This window comes from Plantactinospora sp. KLBMP9567, from assembly GCF_033446045.1.
In the GTDB taxonomy this organism is placed as follows: domain Bacteria; phylum Actinomycetota; class Actinomycetes; order Mycobacteriales; family Micromonosporaceae; genus Plantactinospora.
Map to the genome: position 1 here is coordinate 1 of NZ_JAWQRR010000042.1, position 17,679 is coordinate 17,679.

General features: G+C 68.2%; 20 protein-coding genes and 1 pseudogene. 10 read left to right on the forward strand and 11 right to left on the reverse strand.

The window, feature by feature from the left end:
• On the forward strand, positions 1-241 hold a 241-nt coding region (locus R6Y94_RS31240), incomplete at its 5' end, for a hypothetical protein (protein ID WP_318399455.1).
• 385 nt (positions 242-626) lie between these two features.
• Here R6Y94_RS31240 and R6Y94_RS31245 read toward each other — a convergent pair.
• A complete protein-coding gene (locus tag R6Y94_RS31245) occupies positions 627-1,208 on the reverse strand; it encodes a GNAT family N-acetyltransferase (protein ID WP_318399456.1) in 582 nt (193 codons plus the stop codon).
• Positions 1,209-1,785: 577 nt separating this feature from the next.
• Between R6Y94_RS31245 and R6Y94_RS45370 the strand changes: the two are divergent.
• Positions 1,786-1,896: pseudogene (locus R6Y94_RS45370) on the forward strand (IS5/IS1182 family transposase); the annotation flags it as partial.
• Between the two features lie 389 nt (positions 1,897-2,285).
• Positions 2,286-2,888 (forward strand): GNAT family N-acetyltransferase, encoded by a 603-nt coding sequence (locus tag R6Y94_RS31255; RefSeq protein ID WP_318399737.1) that lies wholly within the window; start codon positions 2,286-2,288, stop codon positions 2,886-2,888.
• A gap of 10 nt (positions 2,889-2,898) precedes the next feature.
• On the opposite strand, the gene R6Y94_RS31260 is transcribed toward R6Y94_RS31255, so the two are convergent.
• The 5 genes from R6Y94_RS31260 to R6Y94_RS31280 all read right to left on the reverse strand — a co-directional run bounded on the left by R6Y94_RS31260 (position 2,899) and on the right by R6Y94_RS31280 (position 7,888).
• Complete coding sequence (locus R6Y94_RS31260) at positions 2,899-3,390, reverse strand: SRPBCC family protein (RefSeq protein WP_318399457.1); 492 nt, start codon at positions 3,388-3,390, stop codon at positions 2,899-2,901.
• A gap of 152 nt (positions 3,391-3,542) precedes the next feature.
• The gene (locus R6Y94_RS31265; protein WP_318399458.1) at positions 3,543-3,944 is read right to left on the reverse strand and encodes a metalloregulator ArsR/SmtB family transcription factor; all 402 of its coding nucleotides are present in this window, start codon (positions 3,942-3,944) and stop codon (positions 3,543-3,545) included.
• Between the two features lie 664 nt (positions 3,945-4,608).
• Positions 4,609-5,043, reverse strand: a complete 435-nt coding sequence (locus R6Y94_RS31270) for a MerR family transcriptional regulator (RefSeq protein WP_318399459.1) — start codon at positions 5,041-5,043, stop codon at positions 4,609-4,611.
• Between the two features lie 256 nt (positions 5,044-5,299).
• The gene (locus R6Y94_RS31275) at positions 5,300-6,082 is read right to left on the reverse strand and encodes an ADP-ribosylglycohydrolase family protein (protein WP_318399460.1); all 783 of its coding nucleotides are present in this window, start codon (positions 6,080-6,082) and stop codon (positions 5,300-5,302) included.
• 306 nt (positions 6,083-6,388) lie between these two features.
• Positions 6,389-7,888 carry a SulP family inorganic anion transporter gene (locus tag R6Y94_RS31280; protein WP_318399461.1) on the reverse strand — a complete coding sequence of 500 codons (1,500 nt, stop codon included), beginning with the start codon at positions 7,886-7,888 and terminating at the stop codon, positions 6,389-6,391.
• 362 nt (positions 7,889-8,250) lie between these two features.
• On the opposite strand from R6Y94_RS31280, the gene R6Y94_RS31285 reads away from it, so the two are divergent.
• Complete coding sequence (locus tag R6Y94_RS31285) at positions 8,251-8,385, forward strand: hypothetical protein (RefSeq protein WP_318399462.1); 135 nt, start codon at positions 8,251-8,253, stop codon at positions 8,383-8,385.
• Positions 8,386-8,620: 235 nt separating this feature from the next.
• Here the strand turns inward: R6Y94_RS31285 and R6Y94_RS31290 are convergent, their stop codons facing one another.
• Positions 8,621-9,565, reverse strand: a complete 945-nt coding sequence (locus R6Y94_RS31290) for an ADP-ribosylglycohydrolase family protein (RefSeq protein ID WP_318399463.1) — start codon at positions 9,563-9,565, stop codon at positions 8,621-8,623.
• A gap of 151 nt (positions 9,566-9,716) precedes the next feature.
• Positions 9,717-10,142 carry a hypothetical protein gene (locus R6Y94_RS31295; protein ID WP_318399464.1) on the reverse strand — a complete coding sequence of 142 codons (426 nt, stop codon included), beginning with the start codon at positions 10,140-10,142 and terminating at the stop codon, positions 9,717-9,719.
• A 237-nt stretch (positions 10,143-10,379) separates the two neighbouring features.
• On the opposite strand from R6Y94_RS31295, the gene R6Y94_RS31300 reads away from it, so the two are divergent.
• From R6Y94_RS31300 to R6Y94_RS31310, 3 genes are all read left to right on the forward strand, one after another.
• The gene (locus tag R6Y94_RS31300) at positions 10,380-11,093 is read left to right on the forward strand and encodes a spermidine synthase (RefSeq protein WP_318399465.1); all 714 of its coding nucleotides are present in this window, start codon (positions 10,380-10,382) and stop codon (positions 11,091-11,093) included.
• A 338-nt stretch (positions 11,094-11,431) separates the two neighbouring features.
• Positions 11,432-11,767: a hypothetical protein gene (locus tag R6Y94_RS31305; RefSeq protein WP_318399466.1), complete on the forward strand. Its 336-nt coding sequence runs from the start codon at positions 11,432-11,434 to the stop codon at positions 11,765-11,767.
• A gap of 135 nt (positions 11,768-11,902) precedes the next feature.
• Complete coding sequence (locus R6Y94_RS31310; protein WP_318399467.1) at positions 11,903-12,370, forward strand: SRPBCC family protein; 468 nt, start codon at positions 11,903-11,905, stop codon at positions 12,368-12,370.
• 160 nt (positions 12,371-12,530) lie between these two features.
• Here R6Y94_RS31310 and R6Y94_RS31315 read toward each other — a convergent pair whose 3' ends face one another.
• Positions 12,531-13,553, reverse strand: a complete 1,023-nt coding sequence (locus tag R6Y94_RS31315) for a GlxA family transcriptional regulator (RefSeq protein WP_318399468.1) — start codon at positions 13,551-13,553, stop codon at positions 12,531-12,533.
• Positions 13,554-13,597: 44 nt separating this feature from the next.
• On the opposite strand from R6Y94_RS31315, the gene R6Y94_RS31320 reads away from it, so the two are divergent.
• Complete coding sequence (locus R6Y94_RS31320; RefSeq protein WP_318399469.1) at positions 13,598-14,362, forward strand: NAD(P)H-dependent oxidoreductase; 765 nt, start codon at positions 13,598-13,600, stop codon at positions 14,360-14,362.
• Positions 14,363-14,694: 332 nt separating this feature from the next.
• Here R6Y94_RS31320 and R6Y94_RS31325 read toward each other — a convergent pair whose 3' ends face one another.
• Complete coding sequence (locus R6Y94_RS31325) at positions 14,695-15,207, reverse strand: DUF402 domain-containing protein (RefSeq protein WP_318399470.1); 513 nt, start codon at positions 15,205-15,207, stop codon at positions 14,695-14,697.
• A gap of 122 nt (positions 15,208-15,329) precedes the next feature.
• On the opposite strand from R6Y94_RS31325, the gene R6Y94_RS31330 reads away from it, so the two are divergent.
• The gene (locus R6Y94_RS31330) at positions 15,330-16,070 is read left to right on the forward strand and encodes a class I SAM-dependent methyltransferase (RefSeq protein WP_318399471.1); all 741 of its coding nucleotides are present in this window, start codon (positions 15,330-15,332) and stop codon (positions 16,068-16,070) included.
• A gap of 219 nt (positions 16,071-16,289) precedes the next feature.
• On the opposite strand, the gene R6Y94_RS31335 is transcribed toward R6Y94_RS31330, so the two are convergent.
• The gene (locus R6Y94_RS31335; protein WP_318399472.1) at positions 16,290-16,886 is read right to left on the reverse strand and encodes a TetR/AcrR family transcriptional regulator; all 597 of its coding nucleotides are present in this window, start codon (positions 16,884-16,886) and stop codon (positions 16,290-16,292) included.
• Between the two features lie 28 nt (positions 16,887-16,914).
• Here R6Y94_RS31335 and R6Y94_RS31340 point away from each other — a divergent pair, with 28 nt between their 5' ends.
• Positions 16,915-17,679, forward strand: a complete 765-nt coding sequence (locus tag R6Y94_RS31340) for an SDR family NAD(P)-dependent oxidoreductase (protein ID WP_318399474.1) — start codon at positions 16,915-16,917, stop codon at positions 17,677-17,679.

Genomic DNA, 17,679 nt, shown 5'->3' on the forward strand with positions numbered 1-17,679 from the left:
CGCGCTCTACGCCGCGCTGGACGTCGCTGTCGGTAGTAGCCGCGGCGCCGGCAAGGTGCGGACCTCAGGATGGCTCCGGCGGGCGCACGTGCGGAGCCAGTCGTTCTCCAGCAGCGAGATTGTCACGCCAGTAGCGGTAGACCGGGCCGTGCACCACCTCAACCGACCCGGCTGCGACGAGACAGGAAAGAAGATCGCCCCCGGCCGGTGCATCGACGTCGAAGGCAACGACCACTGGTGATTCTTCACCGATATGCCGACGCACCAGTGCGCGCTCTGCAAGGTTGGGTTCCCGGAACCGAGGATCCCAGAACTGGGTCGGGCAGGCCAGGTATGCGACGTCGGTGAAGACCACCTCGAGACCGTGGTGGTAGGTCAGGTCGTGTCCCGCGGCCAACCGAAGCTGGGAGCCGTCGAAGTGCAGTACGTCCCAGTCCCACCAGGATCCCCCAGGCAGTTCAATCACACCGCCGATCCTCCCATCGGTGGTCAGTCAATGAACCGAGCCGGCATCCGGATCTGCCACGATGCGCGCTCTGTCCAGCTTGCGATAGCCGAGCCGTGGTCCGACTGCCTCCGGGCTCTGCGGGATGTAGGTTCACCTGGCGCTAGGGCCTGTGTCGAAGTCACAGGCGGTCGCGCCGCAGCGTGATGGCAGGCCGGCCGGAGTTGGCGAGGTCGATGCGCCAGTCGTTGCTGCGCATCAGGGAACCGCTACCCAGCGGGTACTCGAAGTTGCAGGGGCCGAGGAGAGTGAAGCCAAGGCGGTGGCAGAGCGCGTTGGAGGGGGCGTTCTCGGCTGAGGGGAACGCGTGCAGGCTGTGGGGCGCGCCGGGGTGGCGGGCAAGCTCGCGGACGATGGTGATCAGGGCGGTGCCGGCTGCGGAGGCAATGCCTCGGCTCTGGTAGGGCGGTAGGACGTTCCAGCCGGTCTCGTAAATCTGCTCACCCTGCCAGTCACGCTGGTGATAGGCGATGCTGCCGACCATCTCGTCGCGAAGCAGTACGGCGAACATGCAGCCGCGACCAGTTGCCGGCATGGCAAGGTATCGGCGGTGCCGGGCAAGCAGTTGTTCCTCCGGCTCGGGACCGCCGACATGTCGACGCATCTGCGGAGTGTTGATCCGGCGCAGGAGGTCGAGCGCGGATTCCGACCAAGGCTCAAGACGAACGTCCATGCCGCGCAGCCTGGCAGGCGTCGGGATCATCAAGCACCTCATTTCGGCCGGGTGCGGCTTTCGCCCGCCTGTACAACTCGGGTCTGCGCCCCATCCGGCGGTAACGGGGTGACGAAAACCCGACGCGTCGGTGATCGATACGTAGCGAGGTCTCCGGTAGATGGTTCATCGACGAAGAAGACCATCAGCACGGAGACCTCGTGGCCACTGTAGCGGTGACGAGGCGGCACGACATGACGACGCGAACTGGGCGGCCCTGGAGCCGGTGTTGCCCGTGGGACGTAGGCCGGGTCGGCCGCCGAGATGGACGAAGCGGCAGCTCATTGACGGGATCCGGTGGCGGATCCGAGTCGCGCCCCGGGGCGGGACATACCGGAGTGCTACGGGTCCTGGGCGGCGTGTTTCGCCGCTGGCAGCGCGGCGGGACCTGGGCGAAGATCCTGACCAGGTTGCAGGCGGTGGCCGACGCGGCTGGGCGCATCACGTGAGATGTGTCGGTCGACTCGTCTTCGGCCCGGGCGCACCAGCATGCCGCTGGCGCGCGCAAAAGGGGGATCTACAGGCTGAGTCGCCGGGTGGCGTCATCACCGAGCCGGACGATCACGCCTTGGGGCGGTCGCGGGGTGGGTTGACCACCAAGCTGCATCTAGCCTGCGAGCAGGGGCAGAAGCCACTGTCGATCGTGTTGACCGCCGGGCAGCGCGGGGACAGCCCGCAGCCACCGTGCAGATCGCCGCCATCAACGAGTGGCTGTGACCGACTTCGACACAGGCCCTAACAGCGTTCATGGCCGGTGAGCACGAATCGACCCGTGAGTGGCTGGCTCGTGGCTTTCTGCTTGTCGAGGAGTACTACCCACCACATCTGCACCACCTCGGCCCGAGCTAGGGCTATCGCCGAGGCCCACCTGGTTCTGTCAGTCGGTTCGGGTCCCACTTGAGTGAGTCTTCGGAGCCCATTCCTCAGGGGCCAGATGCTGTGTTCGTGAGTTAGGGACCCACCGTCGTCGGCTGGCACTTGCTGTTGCTCCAGCGACGCGACGTTTGTTTACTGAGTCGATGCATGCCCCGGGCGCCGATTTATCCGGTTCTGACGTAGCGGCTCGTCCTGACGCCAGTCGGTCGAGACGATGTCGATGACCTGCCCCTCTTGTATAGCGATCCAGTCGTCACGTATTGGACCGGGCCCTGGACCCGCGCTGGTGTGGAGGCGTGGGCCGCGGACATGGCGGCCGGGTGGACGGCGGACGGAGTCGGTAAGTGGATGGCGCGGGCCCGATCGGACGGGTCGCTCGTGGGACGCGGTGGCTTCACCCGCTTTGACCTCGCTGGTGAGATAGTGCTCGAGCTTGGCTGGGCGGTACGCGACGCCCGCACGGGCCGTGGCTATGCGACGGAGCTCGGCCGGGCGGCGCTGGACTGGGCGGTAACCCACCACGCGGATCTGCCGATCGTGGCGTTCACCGAGGTGCACAACCGTGCCTCGCGGGCGGTCATGGAGCGGCTCGGGATGCGACCAGCGGGCATCATCCGGCGTGATGGACTTGTCGAAGTACATCTCTGGGTTGTGACGCCTGCTCTTCGCTACCCCGCAAGAGACGCGTCCCACCCGGATGGGATCACCCACCAGGAACCGAACGTGGGAACGCAAGTGCCAGATCCCGATCACGCCGAGCGGAGGCCGATCGCCGTCGAAGATTCTCGTTGCTGATTTCGACAGGTCAGTCTTTCTCTTCGCCGACATCCTTCCCCTCTTCGGCGAACGCTTTGAAATCCTGCATGTGCTGTTGCGACTGCTTGTGGAAGGCGCTGGGCATTAGGAGCCCCACCAGCCGCATCAGCAGGCCGCTGAACCGGTATTCGCTCTCGCTCTCCCAGAGCGTCGTCTCTGGATTGGCTTCGGTCAGCCGATCGCGTACGACACTCCACATGCCCGCGCCGACGGTCTCGCGGTCGAAGTGCACAACGACCTCTTTGGGGATCCCGTGCAGGTCTGCCGGCTCCCGGCGTGTGATCGTTTCGATGCACTCGAACTTCCGCTTTCCCGACTGCATCACGACCCGAGATTTGGTGCCGAGCTGTCCGTGTATCCCGTTCACGGGCTCGTGCAGCACCATGCCTCGCAGCCACTTCGGTAGGTGTGTCGGGTCGGCGAGCAGCTGAACCACTTTCTCTCGCGGCAGGGCGATCTCGATCGAGTTGGTGTACTTCATGGCGCGGATTCCCTTCTGGGTGTGGGACAACATGCTGTTGTGCTGCTCGTCTTGCTCCTCGAGGGAGAGGTGTGGAATCCGTTTCGCGATTGACAATTCTCATCGGCGGTGGAGGCCCCAGGAATGCCGGTCAGCCCACCGCAGCGGGGATGTCAGATCGGGTCGGGTGCGTAGAACTTGGTGGTGGCCTCGACTGCGGCTGCGACGTGCTCCGGTTCGCCGCCGGCGGCCAGGTGAGCCTCGCCCCAGGCCGCGGCGCTGCGCCGGATGAACTCGCGCCCTTCGGGCGACTTCTCAAGCACCTCGCGGTCGGCGGTCTCGCCAGCGGCCAACATCCGGGCCAGGGCGAGGAGAGCCAGGCGAGCGCCCTCGGTCCGCACCGACGCGAACCCGCTGTCACGCAGCACCCGCAGATGCTGTGAGACAGCCGGCTGGGAGATGGCGAACTCGGCCCGGATCACGTCCGTAATCGCGCCAGAGGTCTGCTCACCGTCGGCGAGCAGCTCCAGAATGCGCCGGCGTCGAGGGTCGCCGAGGATGTCGAACGCGTGCATGAATAGGGATTGTACCGGCTATCACTTATATAAGCCAACACTGGCATTCTGACGAAACGGCCGAGCAGATCTACCACCAGCTGCACACCAAAGATCCGTCGTGGCAAGTAGGCCGGAGCGGAATACACCCGGACGCCCCTTTCGCCCTTTACCGGCTCTGAATGCCTGGCGATCGGCTCGATGCCCAGGTCGACTCGTCGTTCGGACGTGACAGGCTGCTGTGGCGGAGACTGGCCCGAGCGGCTCTTTCGTACCCGTGCGCTTATCGGGCGCACGCCGGGCTTGCGGACGGCGAGCATGATGCTCGCGGCCCGTACGCAGGACCGGTTGACCGCGACGCTCGCCCCTCGGCTGGACGTTGACGATAGCGACCTGCGGCTGCGACTGGCAGTCGAGAATCGCCCTGGGCGCCTATCGCTGTGGCGCGAAGGACTGGATCTCCGACCGTAAACATGGAGGCAGGAAGCTGCTCGTCGATCGGATCCGGGCGGCCTCCGACGCTGTTTCCGACGTTACCGGACGGTTTGGGGGTCGTAGCCCAGCGCCGAATGCCCCGCTGAAGGGCGTCTCGTAACTTGGTGACGGCGTTGCCCGGCAACGGTACTGGTGTCATCATCCCACCAAGATGGTGCCGGGAGCGGTGTCGGCCAGTTGTCCTCCGGGTTCAGCGCGTCGCGGGGGTGGCCGTGCGGGCCGTTCCCGCCAGGTCGTCGATGTGGATGCTTAACGTCTCGGCGAATTCCTGGGCGATGTCCAGTTGCTTGCGCAGCGCCTCGCAGCGCGCCTGCACGGCGGCCCGGTACTCCAGCAGCGTGTTGAGTAGCCGGGTCCGCTCGGTCTTCGGCAGCCGGGTGCCGCTGCCGAGCCGGTCGACGATCTCCAGCAGTTCGCGCATCTGGTCGAGGGAGAAGTCCAGCGGCTTCATCCGTTTGATCACCTGGAGCCGGTCGACGTCCTCGTCGGTGTAGAGGCGGAAGCCGCCCTGGCTGCGTGCTGACGGGACGACGAGGTCCACCTCTTCGTAGTAGCGGATGGTGCGCAGGCTCAGGCCGGTCCGCTCGGCGACCTCACCGATCTGCATCAACCCGTTGCCGGCCATGGCGCCACATCGCCTCCCTTGATCAGCCCTGTTGTCCGATGATGTCTGGCTACTCCCGCGGCAGCGGGGCATTCGCTAGCCTATCGGCCGGTAATGACGTACCAGCTGAGGCCGGCAGGTCCTGCCTCGCGCTCAACGTCACGTCTGGCCAATTCGGGACGTGGCCCCGGTGTCGAGGGCCGCCAGCGCGCTGCCCACCGCCCAGATCCCGGCTGACGATTCCACCCGCAGGCCCCAGAGCACCGGAACATCGCTCTCACCCCGACGGGCGCCGCAGATCGCCGCCGTCATCGCCGCGACCGTGTCCGGGTCGCCACCATGCAGAGGGCGAACGTACTACCTTCCGTGGCCGCTCCGGGCTGGCCAGGAAGGCCGCCAACGCCGCCGGCACGGATTCCAGCGCACTGACTCCGTTGCCCGCCGTCTCCGCGACCTGTTGCGGACCGGCGCCCTGACGGGTGAGCGCACCCACCTGGGAGAGCGCGCCGCGGAACTCGGGCGTCTGTACATGCGCGGCGAGGATGGAGTCGGCGTCGACCAGCTCCGACCTCGTCGACCGGGCGGCCGTCGCCACCGCGACCGCCTGCGCCACCGCCCCGTCCTGCTGCGACGGATGGGCGTGGGTGACCGCGGCGGCCCGACGCGCCCGGGCCGCGACGGCGGACAGCCCCAGGCCGGGCACCAGGCCCACGGGCGCCACCCGCATCGCCGCGACGTTGCCGTACGACCCCTGCCCGTCGAGCAGCTCGGTCGACGTCTGCGACCACGGCGCTCCGGAGACGAGGCGGGCGAACTGGCCGCTGGCTCCCGGTCCGTAGCCGCGATCGGGGTCGCGGGACCATTCCGCGGCGAACTCCGCCGCCAGTTCGTCCTGGTCGACGGTGCCCCGGTGTCGGCTCAGGTGGTCGGCCAGCACCAGCATCAGCGCGGTGTCGTCGGTCCAGCGCAGCCGCGGCGGTGGCGTCTCCAGCCGCCGGTGCACCTCCGTCGACAGCGCCCTCGTACGGCGCCCCGAGGGCGTCCCCGCACGCGGCCACATGATCTCCCCCGGAACTGCTGAGACCAGGAAGCCTCTGCGGTCAGCGAACCCACTGTCATCATCCCATTCGTCGCATCCGGCTACTCTACCCTCACGGAAGAGCAGGTCTTGTGTGGAGTGGTGTCCGGCGTGCCGAGGCGGCGTCCCGTTGCCGCGCAACTCTGTACCGCCAGGGCCAAGCTCCGCCATCACGCCGCGAAGTCCTGTTGGCAGAAGCTGCCGTGGCCCGGGGTACCGGAGTCGACGTCTCGGTCGTGGTGCCGCCCCACCCTCTTTTTCGCCAGCTCAGGGGCGGGAGGCCGTGGCTCAGTGTCCGACCTTGAGTCGTCCGGCGAGGTTGTTGTGCAGGCGGGCGCTGCCCTTGTTCAGTTCGATGATCTCGACGTGCTTTCCCCGGGAGGCGTACTTGGTGGTGATCGCGTCGAGCGCGGCGACGGAGGAGGCGTCCCAGACGTGGGCGTGGGTCATGTCGATCACCACATTCTCCGGGTCGCCCGTGTAGTCGAACTGGTGGACCAGGTCGTTGCTGGAGGCGAAGAAGAGTTCGCCGTGTACCGAGTAGATCCTGGTACCGCCTTCGGGATCGAGGACGCTGGTCACCTCGACCAGGTGCGCGACGCGCCGGGCGAAGATCACCATGGCGACCAGGACGCCGGCGACCACGCCGATCGCCAGGTTGTGGGTGGCCAGTACGACGGCGACGGTCGAGAGCATCACCAGGGTCTCGCCCAGCGGCATCCGCTTGAGGGTGGCCGGGGCGACGCTGTGCCAGTCGAACGTCGACACGGCGACAATGATCATGACGGCGACCAGGGCGGCCATCGGGATCGCGGCGACGACGTCGCCGAGGGCGACGACCAGGATCAGCAGGAAGACGCCGGACAGGAAGGTGGACAGCCGGGTCCGGGCGCCGGACGCCTTCACGTTGATCATCGTCTGGCCGATCATGGCGCAGCCGCCCATGCCGCCGAAGAAGCCGGTGACGATGTTCGCCACGCCCTGTCCCCAGGACTCGCGGGTCTTGTTGGAGCGGGTGTCGGTGATGTCGTCGACGAGCTTCGCCGTCATCAGCGACTCCATCAGCCCGACCAGTGCCACGCCGAGGGCGTACGGGGCGATGAGCTGGGCCGTCTGCCAGGTGAACGGCACGTCGGGCAGCCCGAGCACGGGCAGGCTGTGCGGGAGCTCGCCCTCGTCACCCACGGTCGGCACGGCCAGGTGGGCCAGCACGGTGATCACGGTCAGCACCACGATCGCGACCAGCGGCGCGGGAACCGCCTTCGTCAGCCGGGGCAGTACCGCCATGATCACCAGTGCGGCCGCCACGAGGGGGTAGACCAGCCACGGCACGCCGAGCAGGTGCGGTACCTGCGCGGCGAAGATGAGGATGGCCAGGGCGTTGACGAACCCGACCATGACGCTGCGCGGGATGAACCGCATCAGCCGGGCCACGCCGAGCACGGCTAGGACCACCTGGATCACACCGCCGAGGATGACCGCCGCGATCAGGTAACCGAGGCCGTGGTCACGGGCGAGCGGAGCGACGACCAGGGCGATCGCTCCCGTCGCCGCAGAGATCATCGCCGGACGCCCCCCGCAGATCGCGATCGTCACCGCCATCGTGAAGGACGCGAACAGCCCCACCCGCGGATCGACACCGGCCAGGATCGAGAAGGAGATCGCCTCCGGGATCAACGCCAGGGCGACGACCAGACCGGCGAGGACCTCGGTACGCAGCACCCGAGGTGACAGCCAGGACGGGCGGGACAGACGCGGTCGCGAGACCGCGGGCAGCAACGAAGACATACAGCCATTTCCGCTAGAGGTACGCGCCGAGGCGCCCGAGTGCGCCCCCGGGTGAGGCAGCAGGCTCGGACAAAAGATGACGGACCGAGATTTCCATGGCGTTTCCAGGCGTCGTCGCCTCGAATACCGTCGCCGCCCGAGGTGGCCAGCACCCCTGCGGCGGCACGCCCAACTCTACTGTCTGGTGAGAGAAGGGTTTACCCAGAGTGGTGATCATCACCGGTCGCCGAGTCGACCCGCCAGGTGACGGGTTCGCCCTGCGCGCCGCCATGGCCGTGCCTCGGCCCCGGTCGCCATCCCTACCCTAACGTTAGGTACAAGATGCGGTGAGGTTCGGGACGTTGTCCTATGCGGGGGTGTTCATGAAGCGCCAGCCTGCCTGCCCAAACCACGCCCGACCCGACGTACTCGAAATGTTGGGCCGGCTGCCCGACGGCGACTTCCAGCAGCCTCGCGATCTCTGGCAGGAACTGGCCGACGTGCCCGTCGGCGCCTGACGAGAGCGCCGGGCGGGCATGCCCGCCCGGCGCGGACCGCGGCCCAGGATCGACGGCGGTGGGCCCCCCGCGCCCGCCCCCCGGGGGGGGGGGGGCGGGGGGGCGGGGGCGGGCCCAAAACGCGGGGCCCGCGCCCCTGGTGCGCGGGGGGTGCCCCGGGGCCGCCGCCCGCGGGGGGGAAGGGGTCCGGCGTCGCGGGGCCGCTCAATAAGGTCTGGGAGGCTGCGGCATCCGGTCAGGCCAGCGACGACGGTAACGGCACGGCGGAGCCGGTCGCGGCGGCAAGCTCGTCCCCGACATCGCAGATCAGCTCCCGGTAGCGTAGGCGTCGCAGCCAGGGGGCCGGGATCGCCGTCCCGCCGGTACGCGTGGCGGTGAGAGCTCCCGCCATCGCGGCGACCTCGGCGGCGGGTCCGGTCAGCGTCGCTGCGTCCCTGATGGCCGCGGCCGGGTTGTCCGGATGGCGGAGGAAGGCGGCCAGGGCGGCGAGGACCCGCGACTGTGCCGTGCCGTCGAGATCGAGCCGAACCCGTACGTCGCCGGCGGGCCGGTGGCCGACGGCGCCCGCCTGCGAGAGCCGCTCGCCGAACGTGCCGTCGGCGGTGAGGTGGGCCAGTTGATGGACGAACCGGTTGCGATCGAGCGGGCGTGCTGTGCCGGACTGGTGGACGAGTGCCACCGCGCAGGCCAGTCCGACCGCTGCTTCCTGTGTCCGCGGATCCGCCTCGCCGACTGCGGCGACCAGTCGCGCCCGGGCGGCGATCCTGGGCAGTGGCAGCGGTGAGAGACCCACCGGAATGACCGCGCAGACCGTGGTGCCCTCCGCGACGTCCCCGCCGTCCTGCCGTTGGCCGCCTGCGTCCAGCAGTTCGCGCAGCCGGGGAGGATGCTCCTCGCCGACGCTCGTTGCCCACGTCCGGTGTAGGTGGGACACCAGGTCCGCGCTGTCGAGTCGCCGGTCGCGCATGACGCTCAGCCACCGGGCGTAGAGCAGCATCCTCGCGGTGGCGTCGGTGCACGGCAGCGGGTCTTCGGAGCGGGCAACGTTGTCGAAGGTGCCACCGTCCACCGGTCCGGCCCCGTGAAACGCGCTTCCCAGCGCGTGCCCGGAGGCGGCCGCCAGCAGGCAACCGCGTATCCGCAGCCGGGCGCGGCCCGTCGAATGGTCGTGGTGGGTCATCGTCCCAAACATTACTCTTACGTCAGAATAGAGTCTAGGCTGGTCGCGGAGTGGGCTGCACAGCGACGGAATGCTGTGCCCCATCCGTGGGGCCATTCGGTTCGTCCACCAGGTTCGCGGGCCGCATCACTATCGTGACGTAAGAGTAAGTTCAGCGAGAATGAGTGCTGGTCGAGGAATGGCGGATCGGGTGTCGGCAGGTCGTCCGGATCGTGCGGGGCGCATCCGGGGCGCCCTGCTGCTCGCCGTCTGTGCCGACGCCCTGAGTCAGGGGCCGCCGGCCATCGGCGGGCGGAAGATCGCCGACCGTGAAACCCGGATCCCATTGCGGTTCGGAGTCGTCACCCTTCGAATGCTGACGCTGGCCCGACCTCTCGCCGAGCATGGGCGGCAGGTCGACGGGCGGCGGTTGGCCGAACAGTTGTCCGTGGTCCCAGCGCCGGCCGGCGATGCTGGCGGGCCGGCGCAGGTCGGTGGAGCGCCCTGGTCGCCTGCGGCCTGGATCGCTCCGGTCGGTCTGCTGCCCGATGCCCCGCTGCCCGTCATCGAGGCGTTGGCCCGCCGTCACCGCCACCATGACGGCGGCGATGTGTGGTGCCCGCCTCGGTGATCGCGGCACACCCGGCGGCTGGGGGTCCCGGCTGCAGTCGTCGCTGCTGGTCTGGACGGCCGCTCGCGAACTGGCCCGGTCCGCCCTTAGCACCGGTGAACGGCGTGGGTGGGAGGCGTCGGCGGACCGCGCCGGCCACTGAAGATATCCGTGACCGTACTCGCAGTCCGGCGAGCGCGGGGCAGGTAGAGAAGGAGACAGCCGATGAGTCGTCGCTTCGAGGAGATCGACTGGCGCGAGACGCCGATGGGGGCGATCAGCCTGCGGCGACGGCTGGACCCGGCCCTCGACGTCGACGTCTACGAGGTGAAGCTCGATGACGAGTACCTGATGTCGAGTCTGTTCACGGCGGCCGAGGTCGAACTCGCCCGGCTCGCCCTGGCCGAGCTGCACGAGGCTGATCTCGATGTCGTCGTCGGCGGCCTCGGCCTCGGGTACACCGCCGGGGCTGTCCTGGACGACCCGCGGGTACGGACGCTGACCGTGGTCGAAGCGCTCGGTGAGGTGATCTCCTGGCATCGGCGCGGTGTGCTGCCCCTGGCCGGCCGGCTCACCGGGGATCCGCGCTGTCGCCTCGTGCGGGGCGACTTCTTCGCCATGGTGAACGACCCCGCCGGTCTCGATCCCCAGACGCCCGGTCGACGTTTCCACGCCATCCTGGTCGACATCGACCACACCCCGCGACACGTCCTACACCCGAGCCACGACGGGTTCTACACCCCCACCGGCCTGCGTCGCCTCGCCGCCCACCTCCGGCCGGGCGGCGTGTTCGCGCTCTGGTCGGACGACCCGCCCGAGGACGACTTCACCGCGACGCTCGCCGAGGTGTTCCCCGCCGTGCGGGCACACGTCGTCAGGTTCGCCAACCACCTGACGGGCGGCGAGGCCGCCAACACCGTCTACGTCGCGGGCGGGTAGTCCCGGCCGGGCCGGCCGGGCATAGCCCAGCCCTTCCTGACATCCGAGTTCAACCGACTCCCGCGGTACCAGATCAACACTGTCCAGCCCCGCGGGCTCGACCGCCGCGGTAGCGCAGTTGTCGGCGTACTCGCCGCAGCGCAGAGCCATGTACGCCAGCACGTACATGGCTACCATCGACGTCGGCAAGTGCGTGTGAGTGGTCGGCAGTGGCGGCGATGGTCCGTGCTCGAAGCTCACCAACTACGCGACGTGACGGCGGGGGGCGACCCAGCGGCGTGCGGATCTGTCGATGAGCGGATACCTCATAGGGCGGCGGCCTGCCATGCTCAGCCGTGATGAGTGATAACGCGAAGTTGATGCCGGGCGAGGAACGTCAGCCGACACTGAGCCAACGTTCACCTGAACGAACCACCATGTGGGTCTTCCACGGAAACCATGCTCGTTACGCTTCAGGACTCTTCGAGACCTTGGACGCCGGACTCACCTGGGCTGCCGAACACAAGCTCACGGGCACCATGACTGAGTACCGCGTTGGAGGCACCTACGACGTCGCTGTTGAGGAGGGACGTTTCAGACCCTCGCGGGCCCACCACGGCAGCCCGGACCACGTTGCCGGCTTTTCGCCGGGTCTGCGCCACATCCATCTAGCAGACGGGCACCCCGACGATTAGGCATCCGGTCATGCCGCAGTTCGCGCCTTGTCCGGCTACCCGGCCGGCACCGCATGTAGCCGAGTCGCGGACGTCCCTTTCTGCCGTGCCGACGAGCAGATGACCAGCAACCTCGCCCGGGGCTAGCCTGCCGATGTGCCGGCGCTGATCGAGATCGTGTCCCTGATCCATGCCGCCCCGAGCGTGGTGTTCGACCTGGAACTTGATGTGGACGTTCACGCCGCATCCCTGCCTGGCAGCCAGGAGACGGCCACCACCAGCAGCGGTCGACGCCAACTCACGCTCGGGGACGAGGTCACCTTCCACGCCCGCCACCTCGGTGTGCGCTGGCGCATGACCAGCCGAATCACCGCCCACGAACGTCCGCACCGCTTCGTCGACGAACAGACACGCGGGCCCTTCCGCGCCCTACGCCACGAGCACCACTTCGAGGACCTCAATGGCGTCGCAACGCAGATGACCGACCGCATGACCATCAGCGCCCCCTTGGGACCGTTGGGCGCGGTGGTGACCCGGGCACTGATCGCGCCGTACCTACGACACCTGTTGAAGCGCCGGGCAGCACACATCAAGTACCTGGCGGAAGCCCGCCACAGGGCGTGACGATCACGCGAGGCATCCGCAACTGCCGCCGTCCGTGCGCGCCAGCCAGCCGGGGAGCCGTCACGCCCCGTGCCGGACCTTCCGTGCCAGCCGACGTCCGGTCGTGCCGATGTGAGTGCATTCGATTACGCGAAGCAGGTGTGTTGTGCTCGGTGCAGATTCAGTCGGCCGGCCGGTTGCGTCCGCGGAATGTGGCCCGGTAGGCGCTGGGTGAGACTCCCAGTTCGGCTTGGAGGTGTAATCGCATCGACCCGGCGGTGCCGAATCCGGCGGCGACGGCGATGTCGTCGACGGGCATGTCGGTGCGCTCCAGGAGAGCGCACGCCCGCTCTACACGCTGCTGTATGAGCCACCGCCCTGGCGAGGTGCCGATTTCGTCACGGAAACGGCGGGTGAACGTCCGCGTGCTGGTTGACTCCTGGGCTGCCAGTTCCCGTAGCGTGACGGGCCGGTGCAGGTTCGCGAGCGCCCATTCGCGCGCGCGGCTGGTCGAGGAGATTCGAGGATCCGGTATCGGCCGATTGACGTACTGCGCCTGCCCGCCCTCGCGGTGCGGTGGAACGACGGTGCCGCGGGCCACGTCATTGGCGACCGCGGCGCCATGGTCGGTGCGGATCATGTGCAGGCACAAGTCGATGCCCGCTGCCGCACCGGCCGAGGTGAGGACACCGTCGTCATCGGTGTAGAGGACATCGAGGTCGAACACGACGCCCGGGAAGCGACCCCGGGCCTGCGCGGACGAACGCCAATGTGTGGTCGCCCTCCGGCCGGTGAGCAGTCCCGCCGCGGCCAGCACGAACGATCCCGTGCAAATCGAGGCGATTCGTGTCCCGGGTCGAATCTGCGCCAGCGCGGCCGCGAGCGCTGGTTCGAGTGGCCCGTCCTGGGGTTCGTAGTCGGTCTCCGAGCCTGGGATGACGACAGTGTCGGCCTCGGCCAGCGCCTCTGGGCCGTGAGTCACGGTGACGGTGAAATCGGCGTCCGTACGAATTTCGCCGGGCACAAGCGCGCAGGTCACGACCTCGTACAGCGCGGCGCCGACCGACGTGCGGGCCTGGCCAAAGATCCGGTGGACGATGCTGAGCTCGAAGGGCAGCACCCCGTCGCGGACCAGGACGGCCACGCGGTGACGGCCGTCGTCCGCTAAAACGGTCATGGCCCGATCTTCGCACATGTTGTCCATCAGGCCGGTCGTCCCGGCGGCCCCGCCCTTCCATGATCGATCTCATGAAGGTTTTCTGGATATCAGCTCACCCCGAACCCCGCTCACTGAATGGGTTTCTCACGGCAGAGGGCCAGCGCGCACTCCGCGCCGAAGGTCACGAGGTCGAGGTGTCGGACCTCTACGCGATGGGCTGGCATCCCGTGGTCGATGCCGCGGGCTACGCCCACGACCCGGCGGAGCGATTCCAGGTCGCTTCCGCCGCGAAGCACGCCTACGAAAGCGGCGCGCTGAGCGCCGATATCCGCGCCGAGCAGGAGAAGATCAACCGGGCGGACACGCTCGTCATCCAGTTCCCGATGTGGTGGTTCGGGATGCCCGCCATCCTCAAGGGCTGGTTCGACAGGGTCTGGCACCAGGGCTATGCGTACGGCTTTCGCGGCCCGGGCGGCGAGTGGATCGGTTACGGAGACGGGTTCCTCGCGGGCAAGCGCGCGCTGGCCGTGGTGACCATGGGCGGGCCGTCGTGGTTCTACGGCGAGCGGGGCATTCACGGAGCCGTCGACGAGTTGCTGTTCCCGCTGCAGCACGGCACGTTGTTCTACGCGGGCGCGAAGGTGCTCCCCCCGGTGCTGATCTCGGGCGCCGACCGGTTCACACCCGAGGACGGCCAGAACGCGGCCAAGGAACTGTGCGAGCGCCTACTCGCGATGTCGACGACCGAGCCGATCCCGTACCGAACCCAGAACGGCGGAGATTATGACGAGAATCTCGTGCTGCAACCGTATGTGGCGCCGGGCCTGACCGGACTGGGCGTCCACCTGGCCTGAGGCCGGTCGAGTCTTGAGTTTCGGCACCCACCTCGGCGGTCACCGCCTCGCTGACGTGGGTGCCCGAACAGCAGTTGTGCCCGGCACTTCCCGAGCCACAGCGCGACGGTCGCGGCACGGGTCGCCGCATGTGAACGATTTCCGAGGGCGCCATCGTCAATCGTCGCTTCGTCAGCATCACGGCCGCGGACCCGACACACACCGAGAGTTCGGCGCACTCTTCTGCCGCCGTCCGTGCACGCCACCAGCAGGCCGAGCCGTCACGCTTCGTGACCGGCGTCCATTTGCTGACAGAAGGGCAGCACTGGCGATGAGCGCGGGGCGCCCAGTCCTTACGCCTGTTGAGAGAACAGCTGCCATCCGCGCTCCTGCCAGGGCTCGTCCCTGCGCCGGAGTGCCCCAGCACGGTCCTCCGCCGTGGACTGTGCGACCTTTGCCTCATCTGCGCTCATCCAGCCACCGCGGCACGCCTGCTCGTACTCATCCCAGTCTTCGATCTCGACACGCGAATCCCGCTCGTGCAGCACCGGGTCGAGTTCGAGATCGACATACTGCCAGCCCGCTTCGGTAGCCTCCGGCGGGAGGCACACGTCGATCTCAAGCCGTCGATCAGCAGGATCGTCAACCCACCACGCCACCCACGGACGGCCCGCCGCGAGCAAGACCACGACAGGTACCGGCAGAACGCCACTGTCATGCGGAGCACCCCATGACGAACCGGATACGCCCCGCAGCCACGTCCCGTCCCGGTCTTGAAGGACCAGCTGAAGATCAAACCAAAAGACGCCTCCAGGGCGTTTCACTTTGGACAGACGTACGCTTTCGCCGTTCTGATTCGCGCCCACGGGAGCACTCTAGGAACAAGCGGAGTACGCCGGCTGCGCAGGCACCCATCAACCCCACGACGGCTTGGCCAGGTGGCCACATCTGCCGCAACCCGCGCAACCGAAATCGGAGGCAGCAAATCGTGACCGAGTGGACCAACGACAGGGCCATCAAACGCTGGGCAGCGATGCCCCGCTCGGTGTTGGAGCAGACAGCACTCGACGGCGACTTCGCCAAACGTCACCTGATCAACCCCGTCCTGCTGCGCATGCTCGGCGACCTGACCGGGCGGCGGGTGCTCGACGCCGGCTGCGGCAACGGCTACCTCAGCCGGATCCTCGCCGGACGGGGCGCCACCGTCGTCGGCGTCGAACCCGGCCAGTCGCTGTTCGACTTCGCCATTGAGCAGGAAAGCATCGCACCGCGAGGCATCCGGTACGTCCAGGCCGACCTGTGCGACCTGCCGGACCTCGGCGGGCCGTTCGACGCCGTGGTCGCCAGCATGGTCCTACCCGCCATCCCGGACTGGACCGACGCGATGCGCGCCTGCGTACACACGCTCAAGCCGGGCGGACAGTTCGTCTTCACCGTCAACCACCCCTGCTACGAACAGCTGTGGCCCACCTGGCGCGAGCATGGCGAGTACCGCACCCACCGCTACCTCACCGAGTACGAGATCCCCGGCCCCAGCGGAGTCGACTTCCACCGCCCCCTCTCCACCTACCTCAACCAGGTCACCAGCCTCGGCTGCCGGCTCACCGAACTGGCAGAACCCGGACTCGACCCCGACGCCACCGTCGACGGACCCGACGGCCCCGACGGCATCGACGCCTACGTCCACCTACCGAACTTCCTCATCGTCGCCGCCCAGCGAACCACCTGAGAACAATCCTGCCGCCACCGGCCGACGGGCAGGAAAGGCGGCCCATGCCGGAGGCGTCGCCTCTGCGCGCCACGGGGTGTGACCGTCGGCCTGGCAGGGCGTCCGTATCTGCCGCTGACCGTGTGCCATCACGAGCCAGGGTCGTCATGCTCCGTGGCGTACCCTCCGTGCCGGCCGACGTCCGGAACTGCCGATGTGCGCGCATCCAACTTAAGGCGTCTACGGCATGACCGCTCGCATGGCGACGTCGACGGAGGCGTGGAGTTCCTCGCGGTTAGCGCCGGCTGCGGCGTGTACCGCGCGGCCCTCGCTCAGCGCCATCACGAACCGGGCCAGCGCCCGTGTGTCCACCCCGGCTGGCAGGTCTCCCTCGGTCGCTGCCCGGAACAGTCGTTCCTCGATCGCCGCTTCGGTGGCGGCCCGGCCGGCGGCCAGGATCTCGGAGACGCGGGCGTTCTGCGGCGAGCAGGCCAGGCCGCCCTGGATGGAGAGACAACCCGGCGGGTGGTCGCCGGTGGTGAGGCCGTCGGCGCTGGCGCGCAGGAAGGCCTCGATCGCGGTGTACGCGGTGGGCTGGGCGAGCGCGGCGCGGGCGGCGGTCACCTGGGTCTCGTGGTAGCGGGCGAAGGCGCGCTGGAAGAGTTCCTCCTTGCTGCCGAACGTGGCGTACAGGCTCGGCCGGTTGATGCCCATCGCAGCGGTGAGGGCGCTCAGCGACGCGCCTTCGTACCCGTGTCGCCAGAAGACCGAGGCGGCTCGGTCGAGGACCGCCTCCTCGTCGAAGGTCCGTGGCCGTCCCACGTTTGACGTGCTCATGAACCCACCGTACCGATCGGTACAAATTGTGGCCCAGCTCACCGATCGATCGGTACAAAATCTGTTAGCGTGGGCTGCAACCGATCAGTACAAAATAGGGAGACCCATGACCGTCACCTTGGTAACCGGGGCAAACCGGGGGCTCGGCTTTGAGACGGCGAGACAGCTTGTCGAGCTGAGCCACACCGTCTACGTCGGCGTCCGCGACGTGCATCGCGGCGAGACGGCCGCGGCGACGCTGGGCGCCCGATTCGTACAGCTCGACGTCACCGACGACGTATCGGTGCGCGACGCGCTGGCGACCGTGGATTCGGCCGAGGGCCGGCTCGACGTCCTGGTGAACAACGCGGGCGTCAGCGGGTTCGGTGAAGTCGACGGGCCGACCGCCCTGCACGTGTTCGACACCAACGCGGTGGGCATCGTCCGGGTCACGGAGGCAGCGCTGCCCCTGCTGCGGAAGTCCTCGAACCCGACGGTCGTCAACGTGTCGAGCAGCATGGGGTCGTTCTGGGCGGTGACGAACCCGGACCGGCCGGAGTTCAACCTGTCGGCCGCGCTCTACTCGGCGTCCAAGGCGGCCGCCACGATGCTCACCGTCCAGTACGCGAAGTCCCATCCGGGCATCAAGTTCAACGCGATCGAGCCGGGCTTCACTGCCACCGACATGACGGCCGGCCTTGGCGGCGGGCGGCCGCCGGCCGAGAGCGCCAAGACCGTCGTATACCTGGCGACCCTGAACGCGGACGGTCCGACCGGGACCTTCCAGGACGAGTTCGGAAAGCTGGGATGGTAG

Bases quoted from the DNA above. Each gene is read 5' to 3' on its own strand.
- R6Y94_RS31290 (WP_318399463.1), bottom strand. From the start codon at position 9,565: ATGACCCACCACGACCATTCGACGGGCCGCGCCCGGCTGCGGATACGC.
- R6Y94_RS31320 (WP_318399469.1), top strand. From the start codon at position 13,598: ATGAAGGTTTTCTGGATATCAGCTCACCCCGAACCCCGCTCACTGAAT.
- R6Y94_RS31265 (WP_318399458.1), bottom strand. From the start codon at position 3,944: ATGCACGCGTTCGACATCCTCGGCGACCCTCGACGCCGGCGCATTCTG.
- R6Y94_RS31335 (WP_318399472.1), bottom strand. From the start codon at position 16,886: ATGAGCACGTCAAACGTGGGACGGCCACGGACCTTCGACGAGGAGGCG.
- R6Y94_RS31295 (WP_318399464.1), bottom strand. From the start codon at position 10,142: ATGGTGGCGGTGACGGCGGGCCAACGCCTCGATGACGGGCAGCGGGGC.
- R6Y94_RS31285 (WP_318399462.1), top strand. From the start codon at position 8,251: ATGAAGCGCCAGCCTGCCTGCCCAAACCACGCCCGACCCGACGTACTC.
- R6Y94_RS31280 (WP_318399461.1), bottom strand. From the start codon at position 7,888: ATGTCTTCGTTGCTGCCCGCGGTCTCGCGACCGCGTCTGTCCCGCCCG.
- R6Y94_RS31315 (WP_318399468.1), bottom strand. From the start codon at position 13,553: ATGGACAACATGTGCGAAGATCGGGCCATGACCGTTTTAGCGGACGAC.
- R6Y94_RS31300 (WP_318399465.1), top strand. From the start codon at position 10,380: ATGAGTCGTCGCTTCGAGGAGATCGACTGGCGCGAGACGCCGATGGGG.
- R6Y94_RS31275 (WP_318399460.1), bottom strand. From the start codon at position 6,082: ATGTGGCCGCGTGCGGGGACGCCCTCGGGGCGCCGTACGAGGGCGCTG.
- R6Y94_RS31245 (WP_318399456.1), bottom strand. From the start codon at position 1,208: ATGATCCCGACGCCTGCCAGGCTGCGCGGCATGGACGTTCGTCTTGAG.
- R6Y94_RS31270 (WP_318399459.1), bottom strand. From the start codon at position 5,043: ATGGCCGGCAACGGGTTGATGCAGATCGGTGAGGTCGCCGAGCGGACC.
- R6Y94_RS31305 (WP_318399466.1), top strand. From the start codon at position 11,432: ATGAGTGATAACGCGAAGTTGATGCCGGGCGAGGAACGTCAGCCGACA.
- R6Y94_RS31260 (WP_318399457.1), bottom strand. From the start codon at position 3,390: ATGAAGTACACCAACTCGATCGAGATCGCCCTGCCGCGAGAGAAAGTG.